Below are 26,094 nucleotides of genomic sequence, written 5' to 3'. Positions count from 1 at the left end.
TTGCTAATCCCCTGCAAAGTCACTGGAAACAACACATAAGCCAGCCGGAGCAGACCGGGAAGCAGAGACCGACATGGCTGTGAACTATAATATGATCCAGCTGGGGAACTCCATATTCCGTAAAAATAGTGTCCGCGGCAGAAAATATGTGTTATAATGAAGACAGAAAAACAACAAATCAACGGTCACGCATGCACAGGAGGGATTCACATGGGAGATAAGAAACTTGTTATTACCATTGGCCGTCAGTATGGCAGCGGCGGCAATGAAATCGGTCGGAAGTTGGCGGGAGAACTGGGAATTGATTTTTACGACAAGAATATCCTGCGTATGAATTCCGACGAGAGCGGCATCAAGGAGAGTTACTTTCATCTGGCGGATGAGAAAGCGGGGAACCGGCTTCTGTACCGGATTATCAGCAGCATGACGCCGGAGATGAGAGGCCCCAGCTTCGGTTCGGACCTGATCTCGGCGGACAACTTATTTCGTTTTCAGTCGGAGGTGATCCGGAAGCTGGCAGAGGAGCAGTCCTGCGTCATTGTGGGCCGGTGCGCGGATTACGTACTGGAGGATGCGGACAATATCGAACTGGTGCGGATCTTCATTTATTCGGATATGGACGCGAGAATCCGCAGGGTAAAGGAGAAAGAACTCTATGCGCCGGAGGACATTAAGAAGAATGTGAAGCGGATTGACAAGGAACGCCGGAATTATTACCGTTATTACACGGGGAGAGGATGGGCGGACCCGGAGAACTACGATCTTCTGATCAATACATCAACGGCCGGAATTAAGGGAAGTGTCAGAATGATCGAGGAGTACATAAAGATCAGAGGCTATAACATATGAGTTCGGGCGGCACAGTCAGGTTTGGCTGTGCCGCTTTCTGACGGATGAAAATGATATATTGTGAAAACCGTCAGTAATGTGATATGATAGAGCCATCCGGGCAAGCCAGACTTGCGGAAAGGTGCTTGGGAATGGTAATAACGGAAATACTGGTAACGCAGGATAAGGGACAGGAGAGAGGAAACACATGGTTAAGGCAGTGATTTTTGACATGGATGGCGTGATCATCGACAGTGAGGGAACGTATTTGGAATTTCAGCTGGAATTTGCCAGGAAGAAGAACCCGGACGTGCGCATCGAACAACTTTATCCGATGGTTGGCGCGACGAAAAAAGAGGCGTGGGAGGTACTGGAGCGTGCGGTCGATAACGGACAGCCGTGGGAGGAATTGAGAGATGAGTGCCGTCAGCGTGATATTTACAGTGAGGTGGACTATAGAGAGATCTACCGCCCCGAAGTTACAGAGGTCTTAAAAACTTTGAAGGAAAAGGGATATCGGCTCGCACTGGCTTCTTCCACTCAGCTGGACTTAGTGGAACGGGTCCTTCGTGAAAATGAGATCCGGGAATATTTTGAAGTAGTGGTCAGCGGCAACCAGTTTAAACGGAGCAAACCGGACCCTGAAATCTATCAGTATACAGCGGCCCAGCTGGGCGTCAGGACGGAAGAGTGTCTGGCGGTGGAGGATTCCACCATCGGGATCACTGCGGCCAGCAGAGCCGGGATGAAGATCGCGGCGGTGATCGATAACCGCTACAATTTCGACCAGAGTCTGGCGGATTATCACATTGCCAGGGTGAAAGAGGTATTAGAAGTGGTGGATGAAGCATAAAATACGATATACAACCTTGAAGGAGGAATGATTTGGAGTATATCGGTGAATTGCTGAAAGGCGTGGTCATAGGAATTGCCAATATCCTTCCCGGCATCAGCGGCGGGATGCTGGCCATATCCATGGGCGTGTACGACACGATCATCCATGCGGTGAACCGGCTCTTTAAGGAACCGGTGGAAAGTATAAAAACGCTGTTTCCCTACGGTCTGGGGGCGGTGGCTGGGATCATCAGTCTGTCTCTGGTGTTCGAATACTTATTTGGGACGTTTCCCTTACAGACGAAACTGGCGTTTATCGGGCTTATCGGCGGCGGCCTTCCGGCCCTGTTTGAGAAGACGAAGGCGAAGGCGGAGCCTGGGGAGAAGAGACTGGGGGCGGTGACGATCTGCATCACAGCCGCCGTGGTGATCTTCATCACCGTAGCTGGCGGAATGTCCCTCGCCTCCGGTTCCCAGGCTGGAGGCGAGGCGGTGAAGACCGGAGCGGCCTATCTCTCTTCCGGTCGGTTCTGGATCTTCTCCATGTTCTTCGTGGGTATACTGGCTGCGGGAACCATGGTGGTTCCGGGCGTGAGCGGCTCCATGATCATGATGATGATCGGTGTGTACGAGCCGCTGCTGCAGACGACAAACGGCTGTATCAGGGCAGCCGCCGCGTTTGATTTTCCAGCGCTTCTGTCCGATGGACTGGTCCTGCTTCCGTATTTTACAGGGCTGGGACTCGGAATTTTTCTGTTTGCCAAAATTGTGGAACATCTTCTGGTCAATCATGAGCGCCAGATGTACCGCGTGATCATCGGCCTGGTATTCTCCTCGCCGGTGGTGATCCTGTGGGATGTGGCGTGGAAACAGATCGAACTCTACCAGCTGCTTGGCGGGATTTCCCTGTGCCTGCTAGGATACGTGGCGGCGGTTCGGTGCGGCGGAGAAGGATGAGCCGGCGGTTGAGGAACGGGAATACAAAAAACAGGAATACAAAAAACAGCAATACAAAAAGCCAGATGCATCGTCTGATCAGCAGAACCGATGCATCTGGCTTTTTTTTGTTTCTTCTTATTATATTAATTAATTTAACTCGGCGATTCTTGTGATTCCCACATAAATATGGGAGATTTTATACCAGGTACGGAAATCGATGACTCCCGTCACAGGGAGGCCGAATATGGACTGGAATTCCCGCACAGCGGCAGCGGTTGCCGGTCCGAAGATTCCATCCGGCGTGATGTGCGGGATGGCGCTGTAGACGGTGGCGATGGCATCCAGCTGTTCCTGCACCTGCTGTACCTTCTGGCCGCTGGAGCCGATGGTTAAATCGTAGCCGGGCCAGGAAGCGGGGATGCCGGAAATCTGCTCGGCGGTATTGATGTACATGTCATCACCGTAGAAATAGCGCAGAATTTCAATGGGGCTGTATCCGCGCTCACCTAAGTCGGCGGAGCCCCACTGCGTCATCCAGCCTTTGTGCTGGCAGGACACCCGGTTGCCGTCACAGTACTGGGTCAAGATCGGCTGTTTGACCTCGGGACGCGATAAGTAGTTGTCGAAGATCTCATCCACAACCTCGGAGATGGACTGGAAGATATTTCTGCCGTAGATCCATTTATGGTCAAAAGCGGTGGAAGAGGTAATGGTGAAATCGTAGCCCTGGTTGCGGTACCACTCCGTGTAGACACGGTTCAGTGTGAAACTCATGATGGCCAGAACGTTTGCCGTGATGGAGGAACGGGGCCAGGTGGCATAAATTTCACTGGAGGCCACATTCTTGATGTAGTCCCGGTATGGAACGTAGTAATTGGGGGCGGTTGAGTCGGTAGGAACCCCGTCATGAACCACGACGGTCTGAGGAACTACCACGCGGCTTAAGACGATCTCACCAGTTTCAGCCACCGGCTTTACTTCAGCTTCAGCAATTTTAGGCGGATAGTAGCCATAGAGCGTATGATCCGGAATGACGATGGGAGTGTCCGGTGATACCTCGTCGGCCAGTGGCGTCATACGGACCGGCTGGATCGCAAGAGCGTCCGGCAGGATTTCCGTTCCGGAGATAGCGACTTCCGCAAAGCCCCGCGCCCGGATGGTGATGGTATATTCGGAATAGGGCTGGGTTAAGCCGGGCGACAGGCTGTATTCCAGCGGAGGAGCGGCTAAGCGGATCTCCCCGGTCTGGCCGGAAGAATTGGTGTTCGTCGATTCTACAGTGCTTTCAGGATCTCCTTTGTAAGCGATGGAAACTTCGGCATCGCGGATAGGAAAATTGTTTTCGGCAGAAACTACATTTACCTGGAGTGAGCCGGTATCAGTAGGTTCCAGTGCGGCAGCGGTCATATATTTTCTCATAGATTGCCCCTTTATTGGATGATTACTGACAGTATATGACGGCTGTCTCGCAAATGTTCCGGTTTTTCCGGAAAACGGGCTGCGGCGGAGAAAGTTTCTGCCGGGAGAGGGCAGGCGCCGCAGACCGGGAATCCTGGCTGACTGAAGGGATTCCGAATTTCCGGACGTTTTACCGGAACATGGACTCTACGTAGTTACGCATTTCATTCCGGCTCTCAACGTTTCTGGCTCCGTCTACGAGTTCGTTCCGTCTGGATTCCGGAAGCTCCGCAAAACGGGTCAGAATGTCGGAATGCTGTGCCAGCTCCATGGTAAAACCGATGGGCATTTCACTGTTATCTATCATAAACATCACCTCGGAGATAGTCTCTGCAGTTTTGAACCCGGTTATTCGCCGGGAATGCAATTCCTTAAGGAGGTGAATGCCATGGCCGGAAGAACCATCCATCTCCATTTGTAAAACCGGGTATTGTATAATTTGTTTAAAATAGTCTGCGAAAACCGGAAAAAGATAGTCAGGCAATCGTGCAGAAAACAGTTGAAAAATGTCGTGAAATCATGTATAATCTATTCAATTTGGGCTGATTTTCAGAGCGCTCAAACAACGCATAGCATTAAGAAAGGATTGGGACTTTACGTATGAAAGCTTTTTTAATACTGGAAGACGGAACCGTATTCACAGGGACCAGCATTGGTTCGAAAAGGGAAGTAATCAGCGAAATCGTATTTAATACTTCCATGACCGGTTATTTAGAAGTCCTCACCGACCCCTCGTACGCGGGGCAGGCCGTGGTGATGACGTATCCGCTGATTGGTAATTACGGAATTTGTCGTGAAGATATGGAATCGTATAAAGCATGGCCGGACGGCTACATTGTCAGAGAATTATCTAGAATTCCCAGCAACTTCAGAAGCGGGGATACCATTCAGCATTTCTTAGAGGAACAAGATATTCCAGGTATCAGTGGTATCGATACGAGAGCCCTAACAAAAATCTTAAGAGAAAAAGGTACGATGAACGGCATGATTACAACCAATGAAAATTTTGATTGTGATGAGGCTGTTGCCCGTATGAAAAATTATTCGGTTACCGGTGTGGTGAAGAAAACCACCTGCGCCGAAAAATACGTGCTTCCGGGAGATGGAAAGAGGGTGGCGCTTCTCGATTTAGGCGCCAAGATGAACATTGCCCGTTCTTTGAATGAGAGAGGCTGCCAGGTTACCGTATACCCGGCGGCGACGGCCGCGGAAGAGATTCTGGCGGAAAATCCTGACGGAATCATGCTTTCCAACGGCCCTGGAGATCCAAAGGAGTGTACGGATATTATCACCGAGATCCGCAAATTATATGAATCAGAGGTTCCGATCTTTGCCATCTGCCTCGGCCATCAGCTGATGGCGCTGGCCACAGGCGCGGATACCCACAAGTTAAAATACGGTCACCGCGGCGGAAACCATCCGGTAAAGGACTTGGAGACAGGACGCGTCTACATCTCGTCACAGAACCATGGCTATGTGGTGGACATGGATACAATTAAATCTGAGACGGCCGTTCCGGCATTTGTCAATGTCAACGACGGCACCAACGAGGGATTAAAATACGTAAATAAGAACATTTTTACGGTTCAGTACCATCCGGAGGCATGTCCGGGACCGCTGGACTCCGGCTACTTATTTGACAGATTTTTGAAAATGATGGAGGAGGGAAAGTAATGCCGAAGAATCCTGATATTAAAAAAGTACTTGTTCTCGGCTCCGGTCCGATCATCATCGGCCAGGCGGCGGAATTCGATTATGCGGGAACCCAGGCGTGCCGTTCTTTAAAAGAGGAAGGCATCGAGGTGGTTCTCTTAAACTCCAATCCGGCCACCATCATGACGGATAAGGATATTGCGGACAGGGTCTATATCGAACCTCTGACGGTAGAAGTGGTGGAACAGCTGATCCTGAAGGAGAAACCGGACAGCGTGCTTCCAACTCTGGGCGGTCAGGCGGGACTGAATCTTGCCATGGAATTAGAGGACGCCGGATTTTTTAAGGATCACAACGTGCGTCTGATCGGAACCACGGCTCTCACCATCAAGAAGGCGGAAGACCGTGAGATGTTTAAGGAGACTATGGAGAAGATCGGCGAGCCGGTGGCTCCCTCCGATATCGTGGAGGATGTCAAACACGGTCTGGAAATCGCGGAAAAGATCGGTTATCCCGTAGTCCTTCGTCCGGCTTACACACTGGGCGGTTCCGGCGGCGGTATCGCTGAGAACCCGGAGAAATGTGCGGAGATTCTGGAAAACGGCCTTCGTCTGTCCCGTGTGGGACAGGTCCTGGTGGAGCGATGCATCGCAGGATGGAAGGAAGTCGAATACGAAGTGATGCGCGACGGTGCGGGAAATGTGATTACCGTTTGTAATATGGAAAATATCGATCCGGTCGGCGTTCATACCGGCGACAGCATCGTTGTGGCTCCTTCCCAGACTCTGGGCGATAAGGAGTACCAGATGCTTCGTACATCGGCGCTTAAAATTATCAGCGAACTGGGAATCACCGGCGGCTGTAACGTACAGTACGCTTTAAATCCGGACAGCTTTGAATACTGTGTCATTGAGGTAAATCCCCGAGTGAGCCGTTCCTCCGCGCTGGCTTCCAAGGCCACCGGATATCCGATTGCCAAGGTTGCGGCCAAGATCGCGCTTGGTTATACTCTGGATGAGATTAAGAACGCGGTTACGAAGAAGACGTACGCCAGCTTCGAGCCGATGCTGGATTACTGTGTGGTCAAGATGCCGCGCCTCCCATTTGACAAGTTCATCAGCGCCAAGAGAACGCTGGGAACCCAGATGAAGGCGACCGGAGAGGTTATGAGCATCTGTACGAACTTTGAAGGCGGCTTAATGAAGGCCATCCGTTCCTTAGAGCAGCATGTGGACAGCCTGATGTCCTATGATTTTACGGAGCTTTCCGACGAGGAATTAAAGGACACGCTGGCCCTCGTGGACGACAGGAGAATCTGGGTGATCGCGGAGGCGTTAAGACGCGGCTTCACCTATGAGACGATCCATGCGATCACAAAAATCGACATATGGTTTATCGATAAGCTGGCGATCATCGTGGAGATGGAAGAGGCGCTTAAGAAGGGACCACTGACGGTGGATCTGCTGAGAGAGGCCAAGAGAATCGAGTTCCCGGACAACGTCATCGCCAGACTGACAGGAAGCTCCGAACAGGAGATTCATCAGATGCGTAAGGATAACAACATTGTGGCCGCGTTTAAGATGGTGGATACGTGCGCAGCTGAATTTGCGGCGGAGACGCCTTACTACTATTCCTGCTTTGGCAGTGAGAATGAAGCCGCATATACCAGCGGGCGGAAGAAGGTGCTTGTCCTCGGTTCCGGCCCGATCCGTATCGGCCAGGGGATCGAGTTTGACTTCTGTTCGGTTCACAGCACCTGGGCGTTCAGCAAAGAGGGCTATGAGACGATTATTGTAAATAATAACCCGGAGACGGTAAGCACCGACTTCGATATTGCGGATAAGCTGTATTTTGAGCCGCTGACACCGGAGGATGTGGAGAGCATCGTGGACATCGAAAAGCCGGATGGGGCAGTGGTTCAGTTCGGCGGCCAGACGGCCATCAAGCTGACGGAAAGTCTGATGAAGATGGGGGTGACCATTCTCGGTACGGCCGCGGAGGATGTGGATGCGGCGGAGGACCGGGAGCTGTTCGATAAGATTCTGGAGGAATGCAGTATTCCGAGACCCGCGGGCCATACGGTTTACACTGCCGAAGAGGCCAAGGAAGCGGCCCATAAGCTGGGATATCCGGTGCTGGTCCGTCCGTCCTATGTTTTAGGCGGCCAGGGCATGCAGATCGCCATCAGCGACCAGGATGTGGACGAATTTATCGGAATCATCAACCAGATTGCCCAGGAGCATCCAATACTCGTAGATAAGTATATCATGGGAAAAGAGATCGAGGTTGACGCCATCTGCGACGGCACCGACATTCTGATCCCGGGAATCATGCAGCATATCGAGAGGACCGGTATTCATTCCGGCGACAGTATTTCCGTCTATCCGGCTCAGGATCTGACAGAGAAGAACATCGAGACTTTAGTAGACTATACGGAGAAGCTGGCGAGAGCCCTTCACGTGAAAGGCATGATCAACATTCAGTTCATTGTGGACGGAGACGACGTGTACATCATCGAGGTGAATCCACGTTCTTCCCGTACCGTGCCGTATATCAGCAAGGTTACCGGAATCCCCATCGTGCCGCTGGCAACGCAGATCATCTGCGGACGGACAATCCGGGAGCTGGGCTATACGCCGGGACTTCAGCCTTCCGCGGACTATATCGCCATCAAGATGCCGGTATTCTCCTTTGAAAAAATCCGCGGTGCCGATATCAGCCTCGGGCCGGAGATGAAGTCTACCGGAGAGTGTCTGGGAATTGCGAAGACCTTCAATGAGGCGCTTTATAAAGCATTTGAGGGAGCAGGCATACGCCTTCCGAAGTACAAAAATATGATTATCACAGTCCGCGATTCCGAGAAGGAGGAGGCTGTGGATATAGCAAGAAGATTCCAGGCACAGGGATACCGGATTTTCTCCACCGCGGGAACTGCGAAGTTCTTAAACAGCCATGGAGTAAAGGCGCTGGCGGTAAGAAAGCTGGAACAGGAGTCCCCGAACCTGCTGGATCTGATTCTGGGACACGAGATCGATCTGGTTATCGATATCCCGCCGCAGGGTGCGGATAAGAGCCGTGACGGTTTCATAATCAGAAGAAATGCCATCGAGACAGGCGTAAACGTGCTGACCTCACTCGATACGGCGGCGGCCCTTGTGACCAGTATGGAAAACAGGGCAAATGAATTGACATTGATTGATATTGCAACGGTTTAAAGGGCAGACGGGCGGCAGTTACAGGTTTAAATATCTGTGGCTGCCGCCTGTTTATATTGTTAGAGGCTGGCTGTTGACAGCTCAATAGAAATGTGGTATATTTATAACATAAAGTTATAAATATACCACATAGAAAGGAGTAAGAATATGAAATACGGCTATGGTTGTCTGGGATTTCTATCGCTGCTGGGTATCCTGGGAATTGTCACGGAGGAGCGTACCTTCCTCGCATTCTTTGGATTTGCGGTGGATTTTCAGTACTTTTTCAGAAAGACAGATGAGATGATGATCGAGTATATGAATAAGTCCGCTGCCAGGGCATTTATGTGCGGCATGCTTTTAACTGCCGTGGTGACGCTGATTTACGCGGCGCTTTATGGGATCAGCAAGGCGCTTGTCATCGGGATCGCCTGGGGGTGGAGCGCATCGGTGCTGGTCTATGCGTTATCAACTGCCTATTACGGAATAAAAGAAAGCTGGTGGTCGGGAGATGATTAAAAACCGGATCAAAGAATACCGGGCCAGGTATGATATGAAGCAGGAAGAACTGGCGGCCAGAGTGGGAGTCCGCCGTGAGACGATCGGCAACCTGGAAAAGGGGAAGTACAATCCTTCCCTTGTTCTGGCCTGGAATATCGCAAAGGTCTTCGGCGTCACGATTGAGGAACTATTTACCGTGGATGAATCGTGACGCCGTTTGCGGCAGCACCGAGTCAGATCTCTGATTTGTGGTATTTAAAGAAGTCCAGTGTCTCGGCAATGTCGGTTTCGTCTGAAAACAGGCCGATGGCCTTACCTGCTTCGACTGCAAAATCCACATATCCGTTTGGTCTGGCTGTGATAAGACGTCCGTCGCTCACAGCCAGATCTTCGTTTGTCCGAATGGTGTTTTTTCCTTCCAGAAAACCGTATTCTTCCAGAAGATCGACGCCGGCGCAGATGGCGCAGATACAGGATTTGTCCCGGTTCAGGCTGTGAAGGAAGGCTCTCAGTTCGTCTCCTCTGACATGGGCGATATCACCGCCTGGGATGATGAAGGATGTGACTTCGTCCGGATCGATATCCTTTAAAAATGTGTCTGCCTGAACGCAGAAGCCTTCCGATGTGCGGATCGTTCCGCCGCCTGTGTCATCGGCGGAGCCAGCCATGCAGTAAGCACAGGGCTGTTCACCGAGAGTGGAGTATTTCATGAAATATCCCAGCAGCACGATCTCAAAGAAACAGCAGCCGTCATAAATAAGAAAGTAGTTACGCATAGTTCTGCCTCCGTAATAAAATTGATATCCTTATTATAGGTGACGGCACGCTATTTGTATAGATAAATTGACATTCTATTTATTTGATGGTAAGATTACTCTAGATTTATAAAGAAAGGGTGAGAACGATGTAATGGTTTGTTTATAAGTAAATCAATGGAACCTGGGATGGAACGCAGCGTGCGGGCCGTCTTGATTTGATACCCTTATAAACGATACTTTTACACCGTACACACGCCCGAAAAAGAATTTCTTTTTCGTCTGTTTTCGTGAGCGGCTGGTAGGGAGGATACGTATGGATCTTCTTCCGGAGGCTGCCGCGGGACTTAACTTGTGTTGTGGTGATGTATGGGCCACAGCTTTTTTATTTCACAGGAAAGTTCGTCCTATGAGATAAAAGCCCTCCGGGAGGATGCACACTCCGCGCTAAGGAAGTATGGCCGCTGAAGCGACCGCGCTCTGGCGCGAGAGTCCGGCGAGCCGGACTCTTTCTTGTGTAATGGGAGAGGGCTCCTGCTGCGTAAAATGGAAACGTGCGCTTTGGCGGATGGCTGAAAGGTCTGTGGCATATAACGGGAACATGAAGAGAGAAAGAAGTGAAATGAATATGGAAATGATTTATAAATATCCGAGAACCCGCCATATCGAAGGCTCCAGAATCCAGGCGGGCGACGAGGATTTGAAAAATGTGAGATTCGAGGAGATCCGGGGAAAATTCGTAGTCCTGGAGGAAAAGGTGGATGGTGCCAACTGCGGCGTCAGCTTTGGGGAGAACGGCAAACTGATGCTCCAGAGCAGGGGCCATTTCTTAAACGGCGGCTATGGAGAGCGCCAGTTTGATCTGTTTAAGACGTGGGCCAGCTGCCATCAGGCGGATTTATATGAGATGCTGGGGACGCGCTATGTGATGTACGGAGAGTGGCTGTATGCCAAACACACGGTGTACTATGACCGGCTTACCCATTATTTTATGGAATTTGACATTTTTGATAAGGAAACGAAATGCTTTTTAAGTACGGCTGCGAGAAGGAAACTGCTCTTACGGTGCCCGTTTATTGTGTCGGTCCTCGTTCTGTTTGAGGGCAGGCTGAATTCTCTGGAAGAGCTGGTTTCCTGGCTTGGCAGGTCACATTTTAAGTCGGAGCGGTATGAGCAGTCCCTGCGGGAACAGTGTGAGGAACAGGGGCTTTATTGGGAACTGGTAAAACGGCAGACAGACATGTCCGATCTCATGGAGGGCATCTACATCAAGGCAGAGGACGACGGTCTGGTGACGGACCGGTTTAAATATGTGAGAAACACATTTTTAAACACAATTCTCGATTCGGAGACGCATTGGCTCAACCGGCCCGTTATTCCGAACCAGCTGGCGCCAGGGACGGATCTATTCTCGGATCTTCCCCTTCGGGAGGAGGTGTGAGCATGGCAGTTCAGCAGAGACTTGAAGATTTCTTAGAGCAGATGGGATACTGCTTTGATGCACTCCTCGCGGAGTTTCGATGGCTGGAGGAGCTGGAAGACGTCATGCAGGACAGCACATGGCACCGCGAGGGAAATGTGCTGGAGCATACGAGGCGCGTCTGCCGTGCAGTCGTGTCAGGCGAAGAGTGGAAGGATTTAAACAGAGAGGAACGGACGGTCCTTTATATGGCCGCCATGTTTCACGATATCGGAAAGAAGAGCTGCACGATGCGCTCTGCCGAAGAAGAGGGCAGAATCATTTCCCCCGGGCACAGCATTGCGGGGATGAAGCGGTTTCGGGAGCTGTGCTATAAGGAATTGGAGGAACGTTTTTTGATTCCGTTTACGGTCAGGGAGGAGATAGCCTGGCTGATCCGTTACCACGGGCTGCCGCTCTTGTTTATGGAGAAGGAGTCGCCTGCCGTTAGCCTTGTGAGAGCAAGGGAGAGCGTCAGGCTGAAGCTGCTCTGTCTTCTTGGGCGCGCAGATGTGCTGGGCCGGGAATGCAGCGACAAGACGGCGGCTCTGGAGACGGTGGAATATTTCAGGGCTTATGCCAGGGAAACAGGCTGTTATGATGAGCGGATTCATTTTGCCAATGAGTATACGCGGTTCTGTTACTTTGAGAAACAGACCATATGGCCGGAGGAATGCCTCTACGATACGACGAAGTTCGATGTCTATGTGATGGCGGGGCTTCCGCTGGCAGGTAAGGATACGTATATTCAGGAGAATTTTTCACATCTCCCGGTGATATCCCTGGATGACATCCGGGAGGAGATGGGAGTGCGGCCGAGTGAGCCTTCCGGGCCTGTGGCGGCCGTTGCGAGAGAGCGGGCAAAGGGATTTCTGCGCACGCAGACCTCATTTGTGTGGAATGCAACCAATCTGGTGCTGGACAACAGACAGAAGATATGCCGGCTTTGCGGCAATTACGGTGCAAGAGTGAATATCAGATATTTGGAGGTGCCCTACCGGGAAGTGCTGCGGCGCAATACGGTTCGGGAGCGGAGCGTGCCGGTGGAGGTAATTAACCGGATGATCCGCCGGCTGGATATGGTAGAGCGTACCGAGGGCTTCCGGGTAAACTTCCAGCAAAATGACGACCGCTGGATAAAATAGAGCCGGCAGGCCGATCTGAGAAAGAGGAGTGGAGAGAGATGGTGTTTTACATTAACAAACAGGCAGTGGAGATTAAGACGAGATTCGAAAACGCACCTTTGACCTCGCCGAATGAAGCGTGTGCGGCGATCGGCATGCTGTGCAGGATATACGGGCTTCCCATACCGGAAAAGCGGGAGATGGTCAGCGAGATGAAGCAGGATCTCCACACCGCCATCGATGGGAAGCCGATCCCGTCGGAATTCGCGGAGAAAGTCTTAAGCCTTTTAGAAGGGTATTTTAAAGATGATCCGGTGACAGATGAGATTTATGAGCTGCTGAAGTACAGTTATGATGAGCAGAAATAGGGGATTAGGATATTGGAATAAGGGCATCGGTCGTGCATTCATGGAAGCATGCATAGAATGCGCAAGGCAGGCCGGCTACCTGCAATTGGAGTTAGAGGCAGTCAGTACCAATGTGGGCGCGATCGCACTATATAAAAGCGTGGGATTCCTGGAGTATGGCAGGAATCCCAGAGGGTTCTGTTCCCACAGTCAGGGATGGCAGATTCCCCTAATAACGGCAATGGTCAGAGTTCTGACAATATCTGCAAGGCAATTTCTTTTGCCTTCGAGCTGGACACCTCCGCGCCTTCTGTCTCGCCTAAATAAACGCTGATATACACGATTCCGCCGTGGGTGTCTGCGAAGCCTGTAAACCACGAATCGACGACAACACCAGCCATTTTGCCAAGTCCTGTCTTTCCGTAGACGGGAAAACCGGTTTCGTTCTGGTCAGTTACCAGCATTACCTGTTTTAATTGCTGTATAGTCTCCGCGCGGTAAACGGCATCCGGTCCGAAGATCCGTTCCATCACGCGTACCTGCTCCGATGCGGAGATTTTCAGCGAGGATTCTATCCAGAAGCCCGTCAGCGCCCGATTATTATTGTTTGTGTTCAGGCGGCCCTCCCAGTCGGAGATATCACAGTTACCGTATTGTAAACGGTTTAGCTCTGTTTGAAGGAGATCCGGTCCGATGTCATCGATCACCTTTCTGAAATACCAGACGCAGGAAGTACGAAATGCTTCCGGAAAGTCAATGTCTTTGTTCCATGCCTCGTTCCAGAAGCTTTCCCCGCTCCAGGAGCGGATGGAGTCTTCGGGATCGATGAATCCGTTTTCCAGACCGATCAGGGAGGAGATGATCTTGAACGTGGAACAGGGAGAACGCTGGATGCTGGCCAGTTCCGGATTGTAGATCATTGTTTTGCCTGCGATTGGATTGTAGAATACAGCCGCGCCGTTCAGGCCTTTAAAATGGTGAGCCCAGTCGGGTTCTATGATCGATGGTGCGGGAGGTGCGGCGATGGTGGAGTCTTGTGCAGGGGATTCTGTGGTGGTGGATCCCGGTGCAGACAAAAGACCATTTTCCTCTATACTTTCTCTATTTGTCTGCCCAAAGGCCTCAGTCCCGTCCGCCTCCTGTTCCACCATATCATAAGGCGGAGTGCTCTCCTGAAAATTCTTCATACCAGAGCACCCGGACAGGGACGTTAAACATAGTGCGGACAGAATGCCGCTGATTATATAGATACGTCTGATTCTTCTTATGGTCATATTTGCTCCTCCGAATTTCTTTCACTGCGTTTGCTTCACCACATTTGCTTCTACACAGAAAGTTTTTTTATAACAAAAAAATGCTGACCTCCCATTCAGGAAATCAGCAATTTTTTCTAATGGAGATGACAGGGCTCGAACCTGCGACTTCTTGCGTGTGATGCAAGCGCTCTCCCAGCTGAGCTACACCTCCATAGCAACTATTTTACCACGTTGACGGAAAAATGCAAGAAAAAAATGGAAAATTAATCATAATTTATCCTGTAAAAACACAATTGAGCGGCGGAATCGTTCCCGCCGCTCTGTGTTATTGCGCACTCTTTATTTCTTTACAAACTGCTTATCAAATTCCGGATTGAAGTAGTAGAAATTCTTGGAATCCAGATTGGACTTAATCTTCTCCAGCGCCTCGCCGAATCTCTGGAAATGAACCACTTCACGTTCACGCAGGAACTTGAGCGGTTCTCTGACTTCCGGATTGTCGATGATACGGATCAGATTGTCGTAGGTGGTTCTGGCCTTCTGCTCGGCTGCTAAGTCTTCCGTTAAATCGGTGATGGCGTCGCCTTTGGACTGGAACTCACAGGCATTAAACGGGACGCCTGCTGCTGCGGTCGGCCACAGAGCTGTGGTGTGATCGACATAGTAGGCGTCAAAGCCTGCAGTCTTTGCCTGCTCCGGCGTTAAATTTTTCGTCAGCTGGTAGACGATGGCGCAGATCATCTCCAGATGGGCCAGCTCTTCCGTACCGATATCCGTTAAAAGTCCGCCAACTTCCTTGCATGGCATGGAGTAACGTTGGGAAAGATATCTCATGGAAGCAGCCAGCTCTCCATCAGGACCACCGAACTGGGTGATGATGAGAGATGCCGTCTTCGGGCATGGCGTCGAAATTTTTACTGGAAACTGAAGCCGTTTTTCATAATTCCACATTAGACAGTACCTCCTTCCCACGGAAGCGGACCGTCAGACCAGGTAAAATGCTTCTGTCCCGGATACTTCGTATGGGTTTCTGATTTGTTGTTGGTATCGGGGCAGACACAGTCAACCGTCAGCGGTTCAAAATTCTCCGCGTACGTCTGCATCAGCTGTTTTCTCTGCTTCATGGCGTCGCTGAATGCCTTTAAGGCGTTGTCGTCAAGAGGATGGGTGTCAAGGAACAGGGTCAGATCATTGACTGTGAAGCTGATTTCATTAATCTGTTTTAACATCGTTTCGCGGTCTGCCATTATTTGCCACCTCCTGTCACATAAAACGGTAAGTCAAGACAAGGGAAGATCGTTCCGTGCTGTAAAGCGGCAGCAGGCTCATATGGCTGTTCCCAGGGCTGCATCGGTACTGTCGCGATCGCCAGTGTTAAAGCGGCGGCAGGTGTACTCTTGTCACTGTCGGATTTTCCGCAGCCACATGAACTGTTTGAATTCAAATTCATAAGAACACTCCTTTCATGTTGCATTGTAAAGTATCTTCTCTTCTAGTATCTGCCCGTAAGATAAAAATACGATGCAAAAAATATGCCAGAATAACCAATTGCCTTATTGTATAATGGACCAGAATAAAATATAATGATAGATATCACTAGGATAACAGGAGATCAGAACATTGAATGACAAGAAATTTGCAGTATTAATCGATTCGGATAACATTTCAGCAAAGTACATCAGCTATATTCTGGCTGAGATGACAAAGTATGGTGTCATTACATACAAAAGGATATATGGAGACTGGACAAGCTCTCAGATGGGAAAGTGGAAACAGGAAATTTTGGAAAATTCCATTGCACCTATCCAGCAGTTTTCCAATACGGTGGGAAAGAACGCCACCGATTCCGCGCTGATCATCGACGCTATGGATTTGTTATACACCGATAATGTGGACGGATTCTGCATTGTATCCAGCGACAGCGATTTTACGAAGCTGGCCAGCAGACTCAGAGAGTCAGGCAAAGAAGTAATCGGTATGGGTGAAGATAAAACGCCGAAATCATTCCGTGCAGCCTGTACCGTATTTACTAATTTAGAGATCCTGCTTGACCAGGATGATGAGAGCGTCAGCGGAGTAACGGTAGGGCGGGAAGTCATCGAACAGGATATTGCTTCTATTATACTGGAGAACGATGATATGAATAAGGCTACTGGTCTGGGAGAAATCGGGAATCGTCTTGTAAAGAAATATTCTGATTTCGATGTCAGAAGCTATGGTTACAGCTCTTTATCGAAATTTCTGGAGGAAATGGATAATTTTGAACTGAAGAAATCAAACAATGTAGTTACGGTTCGCATAAAGGATAACCGCACCAGGAAACAGGAGCTGGATGATTACGCCATAAAGCTGGTGAGAAACAGCGGAAAGAACGGTCTGGAGCTGGCAGCTCTGGGCAACGGCATGCACAGGAAGTATGGAGATTTCAAGGTCAAGGATTACGGCTACTCCACATTTTCCAAGTTTGTGCAGAGTATCAGCCAGTTAGAGGTCCGGGAAAATAAGACAAACAACAAAGTCGTCTTCATCAGACAGGGGTAATACGGAAGGAAAGAGGGAATAACGATGGTACGTTACAGCTTTGGTAAAAGGCTGACCAGACTTTCCGACGGAGAGAGACGAGAGGGTGATGACGCCTGCATTACGGTTATGACGCTGGAGGAGTTCCGGGAGGCGAAGGAGACGTATCTTCACCGGAAGGTACTGGTGCATTCCATGGAGAATATCCATTACTGCAAGGCGGAGGCGTACGGCGGCTGCACGATGGGGACTTTTATGATTCCCAACAAGAATAATCTTTTGGGAGAAAAGTTTTCCTTCGGCTTCTATGTGACGGACAGTGAGCTGATTCTGCTCGACGAAGGGGATATGCTGACTGAGATCATCAGACGGATGGAGGACATTGCGTCGAAAGAAGGGACTGCCCATGCGCATGCTGGAGAGGAGAGGGCGAAGGAAAAAGGGACGCCTGCCGCTCCCGCAGAGTTTCTGATCCTCTTAATGGATTATCTGATCCGCAACGATGTGCTTTTCCTGCAGAAGTATGAGGCGAAGCTGGAGGACATGGAGGACGAGCTGCTGGATCATCAGCCGAAGAATTTTTATGAGACGGTGATCGTGAGCAGAAAGGAACTGCTTGCACTGCACACCTACTATGAACAGCTGATCTCTCTGGGAGAGGAACTGGAGTCCAATGACAACCACCTGTTTTCCGAAGGGGAATGCGCCGGCTTCGGAATGTTCGCCAGCCGGGCCAGCCGCCTTCACGATCATGTGGAGATGCTGCGGGAGTATGTGTTTCAGATTCGGGAGATGTACCAGTCTCAGATTGCCTCCAATCAGAATCAGATCATGAGCTGGCTGACCGTGGTGACGACGATCTTTCTGCCCCTCAGCCTGTTGGTTGGCTGGTACGGAATGAATTTTGCCAATATGCCGGAGCTTCGCTGGAAATACGGCTATGCAGGGATGATTCTCTTGAGCGTTGTAATTGTGGCGTTCGAAATTTGGTTTTTTAAGAAAAAGAAAATTTTATAAAAGCGGATACTATAGGAGAAAGCGATGGAGAAGAAAGAAAAAGGCTCGTTTGTTGGAAGTGTGCTTCTGTCAGCTCCGGTATGGGATACGGAGAAACTGAAAAGGGATTTGCTGGAGGATTGGGGCATCAGTGTACCGGACCAGGATGAGGAGAACGATACTATTGTATTTGAAGCTGGCAGCTATATGGTGGCTATCAGCCTGATGCCGGCGCCTGTGCCTGCGGGAGAGGCGGAGTACTATGCCAAGTCCAATTATTTCTGGAAAGGCGCTGTGGACGCGGCCAGTGAACACCGGGCCCATATCCTGGCGGCCGTGGTCGGGGGAAGGGAAAATGATCCGTTTGAAGCCGGCAAGCTTTACGTAAAGATTTCTTCGGCCTGCTTAAAGCAGGAGAATGCGCTCGGGATTTATACCAGCGGAACTGTGTTTGCGCCGGAGATGTACTGCGCTGTGGCGGAAGATATGAAAGAGGAAGAAGAAACGTATCCGATTTTAGACTGGATTTATTTTGGCCTGTATCAGACGGAAAAAGGGCTGAACGGGTATACATACGGCATGACTGCTTTTGGGAAGGATGAGATTGAGGTGGTGGAAAGCGCGGCTGCGCCAGCCGCGCTTCACGAATTCCTCTTTGATACTGCGAGCTATGTGCTCTATGATGATGTGCTATTAAAGGATGGGGAGACCATCGGCTTCACGGAAGACGAGAAGCTTCCGATCACCAGGTCGAAAGGGGAGGCGGTGGAAGGCGACAGCATAAAGATCGCCTTCATGCCAGCTTAAATAATCAGGACCCGCCTACCAGATGCCCAGAAAACTCTGCATGGACAGGCTGACCAGGGAAATTCCGATCCAGCAGCACAGGCCCAGAAGAATCGGTTTCATTCCTGTTTTTACGAGGGTGACCAGGTTGGTATTGGTCCCGATGGCGGCCATGGCCATGATGATGAAGAATTTGCTTAAATCTTTCAACGGTCCCGTAACCGTGGCGGGGAGATGAAATACGGTGGTCAGTACGGACGCGAGAAGGAAGAACAGAACGAAAAACGGAAATATTTTTGCGATTTGAAAGGTATTTCCGGAGCCGCTCTGTTCTTTTTTTGTGCGGTAAAAGGCCAGGAACAGGGTGATTGGTATAATCGCCAGGGTTCTGGTCAGCTTAACAATGGCGGCGGCCTCCAGCGTATTGCTTCCGTAGATGCCGTCCCATGCAGCAGCAGCGGCCGTGACTGAGGAGGTATCATTAATGGCGGTGCCGGCAAACAGCCCAAAACCCTCGTTGGAAAGCCCTAAAGCGGCGCCGAGCGCTGGGAAAATTAAAGCGGCGGCAATGTTGAACAGGAAGATAACGGAGATGGACTGTGCGATCTCCTCATCGTCTGCCTCGATGACCGGCGCAGTTGCGGCTATGGCAGAGCCGCCGCAGATGGAAGAACCGACGCCGATTAAGATGGCGCTCTTCGTCGGAATCTTCAAGAGCCGGAAGAGCAGAACCGCGATGAGAATCGATGTGGTGATGGTGGCCAGGATGATGGGGAGAGACTGCCTTCCCTTTTCCAGAACCACGGATAAATTCATGCCGAAGCCGAGTAAAACGACGGCGTACTGGAGGATCTTCTTTGATGTAAACGCGATTCCGGGGCGGAAACGCTCCTTTCCCTTTATAAATGGGGCAATGGCCATTCCAATTAAGATGGCGCAGACGGGGCCGCCCACTACCGGAAAGAGTCTGCCTAAAAACCAGGCCGGTATGGATATGGCGAGACAGATCAGAAGCCCTGCGGTATATTTTTTCATAGTTATAAATTCCTTTCTTGTTTTATAGGATTATGATATCATGGGGGTGAATTTATTCCCGCGAGCAGCGGGCCATGTCTGCATGAGCATTTGGCGGCTGCCGCGAGGTGTTTGACTGACCATGGAAACTGTTACCATTATACAGAAGGATAACCATAAAATAAAATTCTAAATATTTATTTATTGATAAATATATGTTATGATATAGGGAAAGGAACGTATTTTACAAAAGGAGGAAAGTTCAGATGCTGGATTTTCGGATGGATACATTTCTCGCCGTATGCAGATGCATGAATTTCACAAAGGCGGCGGAGGCACTCAACATTACACAGCCTGCGGTGTCGCACCATATTCACTATCTGGAGGAACACTATCAGGTAAAGCTGTTTGAGTACAGCGGTAAGAAGATCGGACTTACGGAGGCAGGGAAGATGCTTCTGTCGGCGGCGACGACGATGCAGCACGATGAGCTTCATTTAATGCAGGCGCTCAAGATGTCGGATGGCGGCGGGCGGCGTCTCGTGTTCGGGGCGACTATGACTGTGGGAGAGTACGTTCTCCCGGAAGCGCTGATGCGGCTTATGGACGCCCAGCCGGATATTTCTGTGAAAATGGTGGTGGCCGATACCCAGGATCTGCTGCGGAGCCTTGACGAGGGGGAGATCGAATTTGCAGTGGTGGAGGGCTTTTTTCAAAAAAAGGAATACGATTTTCTCGTCTACGACAGAGGGAAATTTGTGATCGTGGCTTCGCCGGAATATCAGTTTCACAGCGAGGGTAAGGTGATCGAGGATCTGACGCAGGAACGGTTTTTTATCCGGGAGCCGGGATCTGGTACCAGATATGTGTTTGAGCGGTATCTGGAAGGCAAGAACCTTCTGATTCACGATTTTGAGGACCTGATGGAGATCAGCAATATTGGCGCTATCAAGAGCCTGGTGGCAGATGGACGGGGAATCACATTTTTATATGAGGCCGCTGTGAAGAAGGAACTGGAAGACGGCCGGTTGAGGCGCGTGGAGCTGGAAGACTTTGAACTCAGCCACGATTTCACTTTTATATGGAGAAAAGACAGCATTTACTCCGAATATTACCGTGAACTGTACCGTCTGCTCCGGGGAGAATGACAGGGAAACGAAAGTGCCGGGACGGACCACGGCTGCCGGAAGCGAGGGCTGAACTGTTACGGTTCGTCTCTGTTTTATCGAAAACACTCTTGACAGAATTAACTGTATCTGTTATTGTTACAGTGTAAACTGAAATAATAAAAGTTACAGTTAGCTGTAAAATGCAGTAAACTGTGTGAAATGGAGTGATAAAGATGAAGAGAGGCAGATCGAGAAGACGCCGCCGTCAGACCAGGCTGGTGATGTACGGTGGAACGGTCATCTTACTGGCCGCGGTTCTGGGAGCGGCAGGCCTGGCGGCTGGGCGGAGATCCGGAGACGGAAGGGCGGAATCCGCAGTGGAAGAGAGCAGCACGGCTTCTGTGGCGGAACATCTGGCAGGGACGGTAACGGCTTACGAAAGCACAGTCGTCGAGGGGGTTGACATTACCGGAAAGAGCCGGAGCGATGCCGAGAAGCTTCTTTTGGAGAAGACGAAGGGGTTGTCTGTGGTCTGGCAGGAGGAGAACGTGACGGCGGAGGAGGAAACCGGAGGAGCGGTCAGGAGGATTCTGGATGAGATTTACGGAAACGGTCAGATGAAAACCGGAACATTCAGTTTCGACATGGATTCTCTGAAGGAGTCCTTCCGTGCGCTGGCTAAGACGCTTGCCGGGAAATGGAACCGTGCGGCGGCCGATTCCCAGCTGGTTTCCTTTGATAAGGAAACTAGCGTCTATACCTATTCGGAGGCGAAAACTGGAAGAATGCTGAATGAAGAATCGCTGGTACAGGCCCTTATGGAGGCGGTGAAAGCGGGAAATTATGCTGCGGTGAAACCTGAATTTTCGGAGAGCTCCCCGAAACGCAGCGCGGCGCAGGCAAAGGAACAGTATCAGGTTATCGGAAGCTTTACGACGAAGACGACAAGCAACAAGAACCGGAATGAGAATATTCGTTTGGCGGTGGAAGCGATCGACGGCCGGATTCTGAAGCCGGGTGAGGAATTTTCCTTTAATCTTGCCACTGGAAACAGGACGAAGGAGAAGGGATACCAGCCTGCCGGCGCATACCGGAACGGCGTGCTGATTGAAGAACCGGGCGGCGGCGTGTGCCAGGTGTCTACCACGCTTTATAATGCCATTGTGAGTTCCGGGCTTTCGGCCACGGAACGCCATTCCCACAGCTTTACTCCGAGTTACATACAGCCGGGAGAGGATGCCATGGTAAGCTTTGACGGCTATGCCGGACCGGACCTTAAGTTTGTAAATTCAGAGCCGACAACGGTGGCAGTCCGCGCTTCTCTGAAGGATAACACACTGAAGATCTCCATAGTGGGCCTTCCAATTCTGGAAGATGGTGTGAAGGTGACCATGCGCTCCGAAAAGGTAAGGGACGTGGAACCACCGGCTCCGGTGTATGAGGCCAATGACGGGCTTCCGGCAGGTACGGAGAAGGTTGTGGATCAGGGCCAGAAAGGCGGAGTCTGGAAGACCTTCCGCGTAGTGACTAAAGACGGCAATGTTTTGGAAGAAACTCCGCTTCACAATACGACATACCGTGGAAAGGCATCGGTAATTCAAAAGAACGAGAACGCGGCAGAAACCGGTGAGTCTTCGGCAGAGGCAGGAGCAAACGAAAGCGCGGATGGCGGACAGACGCAGGAGAGTGCTGGACAGGGAAGTGCAGAACAGGATAATGCAGGTCAGACGAGTGGTGTCGGAAATGCTGCAGACGGAAATGCAGGGCAGCAGGAGGCGTCACAACAACAGGCGGTTCCCCAGCAGTCACCGGCGGCAGGCGCAGACGCAGTCGTGGTACCGGCTTTTCCAGGTACATGAATTAAGATATATTGAAAATAAATAATAAAATAGAACTATTAAATGCCATTTGGTATAAGAAAAGCCTTTTAGAGACTGATCTTATTCCAAATGGTATTTTTTTTCTTTGCTGAAAGTCATCTTGATTTAGTTGCAAGATTTTGTTAATCATACAAATACATTGCGTAATAATTATTATAATAATAAAAAACAATATGCAAAATAAATAAAAATAAAATATTAAATTAATATATATTGACATATTACACAAAATATAGTATTTTATTATTATAAAAATAATAATTAAGAGGAGGAAGCAAAATGAAAAAAAGTATTTTTATGATTTCGATGATATTAATACTTTGTCTTACAGCATGCGGACAGCAGAAGGACGTTCCAAAAGAGAGTGGTACTACAAGTGAAACTGCAAAATCAGGTAAACTCAATGTATTGTTCATGTCGGGTGTTTACGCGGACTCAGCACGATCCATGACAGATGAGTTCAAAGAAAAAACAGGGTTCGACGTAGAAGTTAATGATGTTCCGTTTGCCTCATTCCATGAGACTGCCATGCTGGATTTTGCCAGTCAGGCGGGAAGCTACGATGTCGTTGCGGTCAATTTATCATGGCTGGGAGAATTTGCTCCTCATCTGGAGCCTTTAGATGACCGGGTAAAGGAGAGCGGCATGGAAGTAGATAAGTTTATACCCAGTGTCTACGATGCCTGCAAATGGAACGATGTGCTGTACGGATTTCCGAAGGCACCGACACCAAACATGATGGCATACCGCACGGATCTGATTGATACACCGCCAAAGACATACGAAGAGTATATGCAGATGGCGGAGAAATTCAATGATCCGGACAATGGAATGTACGGGATCTCCATACCGGGAAAGAAAGAGCAGTATGCAGTTCTCTACCTTGTACGTTCATGGGCTATGGGAGCAGACGTTGCGGACAAAGACTGGAATGTTGTGGTAAACGGTGAAGTCGGACGCAGTGCCATGGAGCAGTTGGGAGAAGTTACGAAGTATTCCGATCCGGCTGGTTTGTCATGGGGACTGGAGGAATCCATCAATGCCTTCCTTCAGGGAAAAGCAGCATTCTGTGAGGCATGGCCGACTCTGGGAATCGTACAGGCGGCGGATGATCCGGAAAAATCCAAGATTGTGGATAACTGGGCTATCGCACCGTTCCCTCAGGAAAAAACAGGAATCAACCAAATGAGTATCTGGTGTGTGGCTGTTTCCAAGTATTCAAAGAATAAAGATGCGGCATTCCAGTGGATCAGGGAATACTCCAGTCTGGAAAAGCAGGAGAAGTTTTTCGATGAATTCGGCATTTTACCTTCCTACACAAGTTTCTGGGAAAAGGATGAAGTGAAGAATTCCAAGATGGGCCCATTGGGAGAGGGGCTAAAGACGAGCCTTCCCAAGTGGCGGATCCCTGTATCGGCGGAACTGGATTCTATTATGGCAAATGCAGTCAGCTCTTATATGTCCAAGCAGATGACACTGGATCAGGCAATGGAATTTTTCGATTCCGAACTGAACCGTGCAATTAAGAATAATCCACCGCCTGCCGACAGCAAAAATGACAATGCGATCGCGATAGAAGAAGCTTTGAAATAAGGGCGTGGGGGAGCGCAGCGGTTGCCGGTGCCTCCCCTTTTTGCTTTACGATCGGAGGAACCTATGAGAAAAGAAGAGAAAAAGAAGAGGATATCGGAGGACCAGCTGACAACATGGCTGTTTTTAATGCCGGCGCTAATCATTGTGCTGGTTGCAGTGATTATTCCTCTCTGTAATTCGTTTGTGCTGAGCTTTGAAAAAGTAAGAATTAATGTTCCCGGATTCATACCGCAGTTTGTAGGGCTGGAGAACTACCTGCGTATGCTTGATGATCCGGTTTTTATCCGCAGTGTTCAGAATACAGCCCTTTTTGCCTTCGCGTCAGTTCCTGTGGAGCTGGTACTTGGCATGATGCTGGCGATGATGCTGTCCGGGGATGGAACGGGTGCACGTATCATGCGGTCGATTATGCTGATTCCGATGATTATGGCCCCAGTGGCGGCCGGAACCATGTGGAGAATGATGCTGGACAAAAATACAGGTATTATTAATTATCTGCTGACGTGTATAGGCATGCCCGCAGTTGACTGGCTCGGTAATCCGAAGCTGGCTATATTTTCCGTGATCATGGTGGATGTCTGGAGAATGACTCCGTGGTTTGCCCTGCTTCTGATTTCGGGAATCAAATCGATTCCCGGCGATACTATAGAAGCCGCTCTCGTGGACGGGGCCACGAAGTGGAAATGTTTCCGTTATGTAATCCTGCCCCAGCTTTACCGGGTCCTGACACTGGTGCTGATGCTGCGTGTCATAGATGCCTTCAAGGTTTTTGATATTGTCTTTGTTATGACGGGGGGAGGCCCGGGAATGGCGACTGAGATGCTTCCAAGCTATATCTACGCCCAGGGACTGCGCTATTTCGATGCGGGATATGCGGCGGCGCTGGCCCTTGTCTTCATCGCAGCCATGGCAGTTCTTTCATCGGTATTTGTATTTTTAAGATCCAGGGTTCGGGATGAGTAAAGGAGGAAATCATGAGACGGAAAGAAAATGACAGAATCAGCAGCACGATCACAGACTTTCTAGGAAAGCCAACGAAATGGATTTTTATTACCCTGTTTGCAGTATCTGTGATTCTGCCTCTGTATTGGCTTGCTACAAATGCCATAAAAGTGGAGGCGGATTATCTCGCAAGCCCTCCGGTTATCATACCGACGCGGATAACGACAGAAAATTTTATAAAGATCTTTGTAAATGACGGCGTGGGAAAGGGACTGTACAATTCGGCTGTTATCACAGCAGTATCGACATTTTTGGCTGCATCCTTCGGAAGTCTGGCTGCCTATGCGCTGACAAAAGGAAAACTGGGAAAAAGGACGCGGAGTATCTTTGCCGGCTGGTTTCTTTTACAGAAGATGTATCCGGCGGTGGCCACGGCGATACCGATCTATCTGGTTATGCGCAGCCTGCATCTGATTGATACAAAGACGGCCATGATTATATTAAATACCAGCTTTAATTTTCCCATGGTAATCTGGCTGATGATGGGATTCTTTCAGGAGGTGCCGGAAAGTATCGAAGAATCCGGGAAAATTGATGGATGCAGCATGGCGCAGCGATTTTTCTATCTTGTGCTTCCGATCGTGAAACCGGGGCTTGTGGCCTCCGCAATTCTTACATTTGTCAGTACCTGGAATGAATTTTTATTCGCTGTAATCCTGAGCGTCAGAAATGCGAAGACGCTGCCGGTTATTATATCCGGTTTTATTACGGACCGTGGACTGGAATGGGGGCCGATGGCTGCTACTGGTGTTGTAATTATCATACCAGTCTTTGTCATTGTATGGCTTCTGCAGAAGGATTTTGTGCAGGGGATGACGATGGGAGCAGTAAAAGGATAAGAGCAGT

27 protein-coding genes and 1 tRNA gene are annotated in these 26,094 nt (G+C 50.0%); 19 read left to right on the top strand and 9 right to left on the bottom strand.

The window, feature by feature from the left end:
- The first annotated feature begins 210 nt into the window (after positions 1 to 210).
- From DFR60_RS06415 to DFR60_RS06405, 3 genes are all read left to right on the top strand, one after another.
- On the top strand, positions 211 to 849 hold the full coding sequence (locus DFR60_RS06415; RefSeq protein ID WP_110322159.1) for a cytidylate kinase-like family protein: 639 nt from the start codon (positions 211 to 213) through the stop codon (positions 847 to 849).
- Between the two features lie 187 nt (positions 850 to 1,036).
- The gene (locus DFR60_RS06410; protein WP_110322158.1) at positions 1,037 to 1,681 is read left to right on the top strand and encodes an HAD family hydrolase; all 645 of its coding nucleotides are present in this window, start codon (positions 1,037 to 1,039) and stop codon (positions 1,679 to 1,681) included.
- Between the two features lie 32 nt (positions 1,682 to 1,713).
- Entirely contained in the window at positions 1,714 to 2,619 is a 906-nt protein-coding gene (locus DFR60_RS06405; RefSeq protein ID WP_110322157.1) for a DUF368 domain-containing protein, read from the top strand.
- A 129-nt stretch (positions 2,620 to 2,748) separates the two neighbouring features.
- Here DFR60_RS06405 and DFR60_RS06400 read toward each other — a convergent pair whose 3' ends face one another.
- Positions 2,749 to 4,020: a peptidoglycan-binding protein gene (locus tag DFR60_RS06400; protein WP_110322156.1), complete on the bottom strand. Its 1,272-nt coding sequence runs from the start codon at positions 4,018 to 4,020 to the stop codon at positions 2,749 to 2,751.
- Positions 4,021 to 4,189: 169 nt separating this feature from the next.
- Positions 4,190 to 4,366, bottom strand: a complete 177-nt coding sequence (locus tag DFR60_RS30275; RefSeq protein WP_167437531.1) for a hypothetical protein — start codon at positions 4,364 to 4,366, stop codon at positions 4,190 to 4,192.
- A gap of 293 nt (positions 4,367 to 4,659) precedes the next feature.
- Between DFR60_RS30275 and DFR60_RS06395 the strand changes: the two genes are divergently transcribed.
- The 4 genes from DFR60_RS06395 to DFR60_RS06380 all read left to right on the top strand — a co-directional run bounded on the left by DFR60_RS06395 (position 4,660) and on the right by DFR60_RS06380 (position 9,618).
- Entirely contained in the window at positions 4,660 to 5,733 is a 1,074-nt protein-coding gene (locus DFR60_RS06395; protein WP_110322155.1) for a carbamoyl phosphate synthase small subunit, read from the top strand.
- Positions 5,733 to 8,927 carry a carbamoyl-phosphate synthase large subunit gene (gene carB / locus DFR60_RS06390; protein ID WP_110322154.1) on the top strand — a complete coding sequence of 1,065 codons (3,195 nt, stop codon included), beginning with the start codon at positions 5,733 to 5,735 and terminating at the stop codon, positions 8,925 to 8,927. Before DFR60_RS06395 ends, carB begins: the two co-directional genes overlap by 1 nt.
- 147 nt (positions 8,928 to 9,074) lie before the next feature.
- Positions 9,075 to 9,425, top strand: a complete 351-nt coding sequence (locus tag DFR60_RS06385; RefSeq protein ID WP_110322153.1) for a DUF3796 domain-containing protein — start codon at positions 9,075 to 9,077, stop codon at positions 9,423 to 9,425.
- Positions 9,418 to 9,618, top strand: coding sequence for a helix-turn-helix transcriptional regulator (locus DFR60_RS06380; protein ID WP_025531210.1), 201 nt, complete (start codon positions 9,418 to 9,420; stop codon positions 9,616 to 9,618). Before DFR60_RS06385 ends, DFR60_RS06380 begins: the two co-directional genes overlap by 8 nt.
- Positions 9,619 to 9,640: 22 nt before the next feature.
- Here DFR60_RS06380 and DFR60_RS06375 read toward each other — a convergent pair whose 3' ends face one another.
- The gene (locus tag DFR60_RS06375) at positions 9,641 to 10,183 is read right to left on the bottom strand and encodes a DJ-1/PfpI family protein (RefSeq protein ID WP_110322152.1); all 543 of its coding nucleotides are present in this window, start codon (positions 10,181 to 10,183) and stop codon (positions 9,641 to 9,643) included.
- Positions 10,184 to 10,790: 607 nt separating this feature from the next.
- Between DFR60_RS06375 and DFR60_RS06370 the strand changes: the two genes are divergently transcribed.
- The 4 genes from DFR60_RS06370 to DFR60_RS06355 are packed head-to-tail and all read left to right on the top strand — an operon-like array spanning position 10,791 to position 13,426.
- Positions 10,791 to 11,603 (top strand): RNA ligase family protein, encoded by an 813-nt coding sequence (locus tag DFR60_RS06370; RefSeq protein ID WP_110322525.1) that lies wholly within the window; start codon positions 10,791 to 10,793, stop codon positions 11,601 to 11,603.
- A 2-nt stretch (positions 11,604 to 11,605) separates the two neighbouring features.
- Entirely contained in the window at positions 11,606 to 12,766 is a 1,161-nt protein-coding gene (locus DFR60_RS06365; RefSeq protein ID WP_110322151.1) for an AAA family ATPase, read from the top strand.
- Between the two features lie 38 nt (positions 12,767 to 12,804).
- Positions 12,805 to 13,113 carry a DUF3837 family protein gene (locus DFR60_RS06360; RefSeq protein WP_002603198.1) on the top strand — a complete coding sequence of 103 codons (309 nt, stop codon included), beginning with the start codon at positions 12,805 to 12,807 and terminating at the stop codon, positions 13,111 to 13,113.
- The gene (locus DFR60_RS06355) at positions 13,097 to 13,426 is read left to right on the top strand and encodes a GNAT family N-acetyltransferase (RefSeq protein WP_110322150.1); all 330 of its coding nucleotides are present in this window, start codon (positions 13,097 to 13,099) and stop codon (positions 13,424 to 13,426) included. Before DFR60_RS06360 ends, DFR60_RS06355 begins: the two co-directional genes overlap by 17 nt.
- On the opposite strand, the gene DFR60_RS06350 is transcribed toward DFR60_RS06355, so the two are convergent.
- The 5 genes from DFR60_RS06350 to DFR60_RS06330 all read right to left on the bottom strand — a co-directional run bounded on the left by DFR60_RS06350 (position 13,338) and on the right by DFR60_RS06330 (position 15,798).
- Positions 13,338 to 14,366 carry a penicillin-binding transpeptidase domain-containing protein gene (locus DFR60_RS06350; protein WP_110322149.1) on the bottom strand — a complete coding sequence of 343 codons (1,029 nt, stop codon included), beginning with the start codon at positions 14,364 to 14,366 and terminating at the stop codon, positions 13,338 to 13,340. The genes DFR60_RS06355 and DFR60_RS06350 overlap by 89 nt on opposite strands.
- Positions 14,367 to 14,486: 120 nt before the next feature.
- A tRNA-Val gene (locus DFR60_RS06345) sits at positions 14,487 to 14,559 on the bottom strand.
- Between the two features lie 128 nt (positions 14,560 to 14,687).
- A complete protein-coding gene (locus tag DFR60_RS06340) occupies positions 14,688 to 15,299 on the bottom strand; it encodes a manganese catalase family protein (RefSeq protein WP_055658735.1) in 612 nt (203 codons plus the stop codon).
- Complete coding sequence (locus DFR60_RS06335; protein ID WP_002603201.1) at positions 15,299 to 15,595, bottom strand: spore coat protein CotJB; 297 nt, start codon at positions 15,593 to 15,595, stop codon at positions 15,299 to 15,301. The genes DFR60_RS06340 and DFR60_RS06335 overlap by 1 nt, the downstream gene beginning before the upstream one ends.
- Positions 15,595 to 15,798 carry a spore coat associated protein CotJA gene (locus DFR60_RS06330; protein WP_055658737.1) on the bottom strand — a complete coding sequence of 68 codons (204 nt, stop codon included), beginning with the start codon at positions 15,796 to 15,798 and terminating at the stop codon, positions 15,595 to 15,597. The genes DFR60_RS06335 and DFR60_RS06330 overlap by 1 nt, the downstream gene beginning before the upstream one ends.
- A gap of 170 nt (positions 15,799 to 15,968) precedes the next feature.
- Between DFR60_RS06330 and DFR60_RS06325 the strand changes: the two genes are divergently transcribed.
- The 3 genes from DFR60_RS06325 to DFR60_RS06315 are packed head-to-tail and all read left to right on the top strand — an operon-like array spanning position 15,969 to position 18,671.
- On the top strand, positions 15,969 to 16,889 hold the full coding sequence (locus DFR60_RS06325) for an NYN domain-containing protein (RefSeq protein ID WP_110322148.1): 921 nt from the start codon (positions 15,969 to 15,971) through the stop codon (positions 16,887 to 16,889).
- A gap of 24 nt (positions 16,890 to 16,913) precedes the next feature.
- Positions 16,914 to 17,885, top strand: a complete 972-nt coding sequence (locus DFR60_RS06320) for a magnesium transporter CorA family protein (protein ID WP_110322147.1) — start codon at positions 16,914 to 16,916, stop codon at positions 17,883 to 17,885.
- A gap of 24 nt (positions 17,886 to 17,909) precedes the next feature.
- Positions 17,910 to 18,671, top strand: a complete 762-nt coding sequence (locus DFR60_RS06315; protein ID WP_110322146.1) for a DUF4261 domain-containing protein — start codon at positions 17,910 to 17,912, stop codon at positions 18,669 to 18,671.
- Between the two features lie 15 nt (positions 18,672 to 18,686).
- Here DFR60_RS06315 and DFR60_RS06310 read toward each other — a convergent pair whose 3' ends face one another.
- On the bottom strand, positions 18,687 to 19,685 hold the full coding sequence (locus DFR60_RS06310) for a YeiH family protein (RefSeq protein ID WP_110322145.1): 999 nt from the start codon (positions 19,683 to 19,685) through the stop codon (positions 18,687 to 18,689).
- Positions 19,686 to 19,930: 245 nt separating this feature from the next.
- Here DFR60_RS06310 and DFR60_RS06305 point away from each other — a divergent pair, with 245 nt between their 5' ends.
- From DFR60_RS06305 to DFR60_RS06285, 5 genes are all read left to right on the top strand, one after another.
- Complete coding sequence (locus DFR60_RS06305; RefSeq protein ID WP_110322144.1) at positions 19,931 to 20,812, top strand: LysR family transcriptional regulator; 882 nt, start codon at positions 19,931 to 19,933, stop codon at positions 20,810 to 20,812.
- Between the two features lie 194 nt (positions 20,813 to 21,006).
- Positions 21,007 to 22,632 (top strand): VanW family protein, encoded by a 1,626-nt coding sequence (locus tag DFR60_RS06300; protein ID WP_110322143.1) that lies wholly within the window; start codon positions 21,007 to 21,009, stop codon positions 22,630 to 22,632.
- Between the two features lie 300 nt (positions 22,633 to 22,932).
- A complete protein-coding gene (locus tag DFR60_RS06295; protein ID WP_110322142.1) occupies positions 22,933 to 24,246 on the top strand; it encodes an ABC transporter substrate-binding protein in 1,314 nt (437 codons plus the stop codon).
- A 63-nt stretch (positions 24,247 to 24,309) separates the two neighbouring features.
- Positions 24,310 to 25,209 (top strand): carbohydrate ABC transporter permease, encoded by a 900-nt coding sequence (locus DFR60_RS06290; RefSeq protein WP_110322141.1) that lies wholly within the window; start codon positions 24,310 to 24,312, stop codon positions 25,207 to 25,209.
- Between the two features lie 11 nt (positions 25,210 to 25,220).
- The gene (locus DFR60_RS06285; protein ID WP_110322140.1) at positions 25,221 to 26,087 is read left to right on the top strand and encodes a carbohydrate ABC transporter permease; all 867 of its coding nucleotides are present in this window, start codon (positions 25,221 to 25,223) and stop codon (positions 26,085 to 26,087) included.
- The last annotated feature ends 7 nt before the right edge of the window (positions 26,088 to 26,094 follow it).

Origin of the sequence: Hungatella effluvii (genome assembly GCF_003201875.1) — a bacterium.
Taxonomy (GTDB): Bacteria; Bacillota; Clostridia; order Lachnospirales; family Lachnospiraceae; genus Hungatella; species Hungatella effluvii.
This window is presented reverse-complemented; position numbering and strand designations above follow the sequence as displayed.

What these genes read in the sequence shown, in the direction of transcription:
- DFR60_RS06415 (WP_110322159.1), top strand. Translation starts at nt 211, where the DNA reads ATGGGAGATAAGAAACTTGTTATTACCATTGGCCGTCAGTATGGCAGC.
- DFR60_RS06410 (WP_110322158.1), top strand. Translation starts at nt 1,037, where the DNA reads ATGGTTAAGGCAGTGATTTTTGACATGGATGGCGTGATCATCGACAGT.
- DFR60_RS06400 (WP_110322156.1), bottom strand. Translation starts at nt 4,020, where the DNA reads ATGAGAAAATATATGACCGCTGCCGCACTGGAACCTACTGATACCGGC.
- DFR60_RS30275 (WP_167437531.1), bottom strand. Translation starts at nt 4,366, where the DNA reads ATGATAGATAACAGTGAAATGCCCATCGGTTTTACCATGGAGCTGGCA.
- DFR60_RS06395 (WP_110322155.1), top strand. Translation starts at nt 4,660, where the DNA reads ATGAAAGCTTTTTTAATACTGGAAGACGGAACCGTATTCACAGGGACC.
- carB (WP_110322154.1), top strand. Translation starts at nt 5,733, where the DNA reads ATGCCGAAGAATCCTGATATTAAAAAAGTACTTGTTCTCGGCTCCGGT.
- DFR60_RS06385 (WP_110322153.1), top strand. Translation starts at nt 9,075, where the DNA reads ATGAAATACGGCTATGGTTGTCTGGGATTTCTATCGCTGCTGGGTATC.
- DFR60_RS06380 (WP_025531210.1), top strand. Translation starts at nt 9,418, where the DNA reads ATGATTAAAAACCGGATCAAAGAATACCGGGCCAGGTATGATATGAAG.
- DFR60_RS06375 (WP_110322152.1), bottom strand. Translation starts at nt 10,183, where the DNA reads ATGCGTAACTACTTTCTTATTTATGACGGCTGCTGTTTCTTTGAGATC.
- DFR60_RS06370 (WP_110322525.1), top strand. Translation starts at nt 10,791, where the DNA reads ATGGAAATGATTTATAAATATCCGAGAACCCGCCATATCGAAGGCTCC.
- DFR60_RS06365 (WP_110322151.1), top strand. Translation starts at nt 11,606, where the DNA reads ATGGCAGTTCAGCAGAGACTTGAAGATTTCTTAGAGCAGATGGGATAC.
- DFR60_RS06360 (WP_002603198.1), top strand. Translation starts at nt 12,805, where the DNA reads ATGGTGTTTTACATTAACAAACAGGCAGTGGAGATTAAGACGAGATTC.
- DFR60_RS06355 (WP_110322150.1), top strand. Translation starts at nt 13,097, where the DNA reads ATGATGAGCAGAAATAGGGGATTAGGATATTGGAATAAGGGCATCGGT.
- DFR60_RS06350 (WP_110322149.1), bottom strand. Translation starts at nt 14,366, where the DNA reads ATGACCATAAGAAGAATCAGACGTATCTATATAATCAGCGGCATTCTG.
- DFR60_RS06340 (WP_055658735.1), bottom strand. Translation starts at nt 15,299, where the DNA reads ATGTGGAATTATGAAAAACGGCTTCAGTTTCCAGTAAAAATTTCGACG.
- DFR60_RS06335 (WP_002603201.1), bottom strand. Translation starts at nt 15,595, where the DNA reads ATGGCAGACCGCGAAACGATGTTAAAACAGATTAATGAAATCAGCTTC.
- DFR60_RS06330 (WP_055658737.1), bottom strand. Translation starts at nt 15,798, where the DNA reads ATGAATTTGAATTCAAACAGTTCATGTGGCTGCGGAAAATCCGACAGT.
- DFR60_RS06320 (WP_110322147.1), top strand. Translation starts at nt 16,914, where the DNA reads ATGGTACGTTACAGCTTTGGTAAAAGGCTGACCAGACTTTCCGACGGA.
- DFR60_RS06315 (WP_110322146.1), top strand. Translation starts at nt 17,910, where the DNA reads ATGGAGAAGAAAGAAAAAGGCTCGTTTGTTGGAAGTGTGCTTCTGTCA.
- DFR60_RS06310 (WP_110322145.1), bottom strand. Translation starts at nt 19,685, where the DNA reads ATGAAAAAATATACCGCAGGGCTTCTGATCTGTCTCGCCATATCCATA.
- DFR60_RS06305 (WP_110322144.1), top strand. Translation starts at nt 19,931, where the DNA reads ATGCTGGATTTTCGGATGGATACATTTCTCGCCGTATGCAGATGCATG.
- DFR60_RS06300 (WP_110322143.1), top strand. Translation starts at nt 21,007, where the DNA reads ATGAAGAGAGGCAGATCGAGAAGACGCCGCCGTCAGACCAGGCTGGTG.
- DFR60_RS06295 (WP_110322142.1), top strand. Translation starts at nt 22,933, where the DNA reads ATGAAAAAAAGTATTTTTATGATTTCGATGATATTAATACTTTGTCTT.
- DFR60_RS06290 (WP_110322141.1), top strand. Translation starts at nt 24,310, where the DNA reads ATGAGAAAAGAAGAGAAAAAGAAGAGGATATCGGAGGACCAGCTGACA.
- DFR60_RS06285 (WP_110322140.1), top strand. Translation starts at nt 25,221, where the DNA reads ATGAGACGGAAAGAAAATGACAGAATCAGCAGCACGATCACAGACTTT.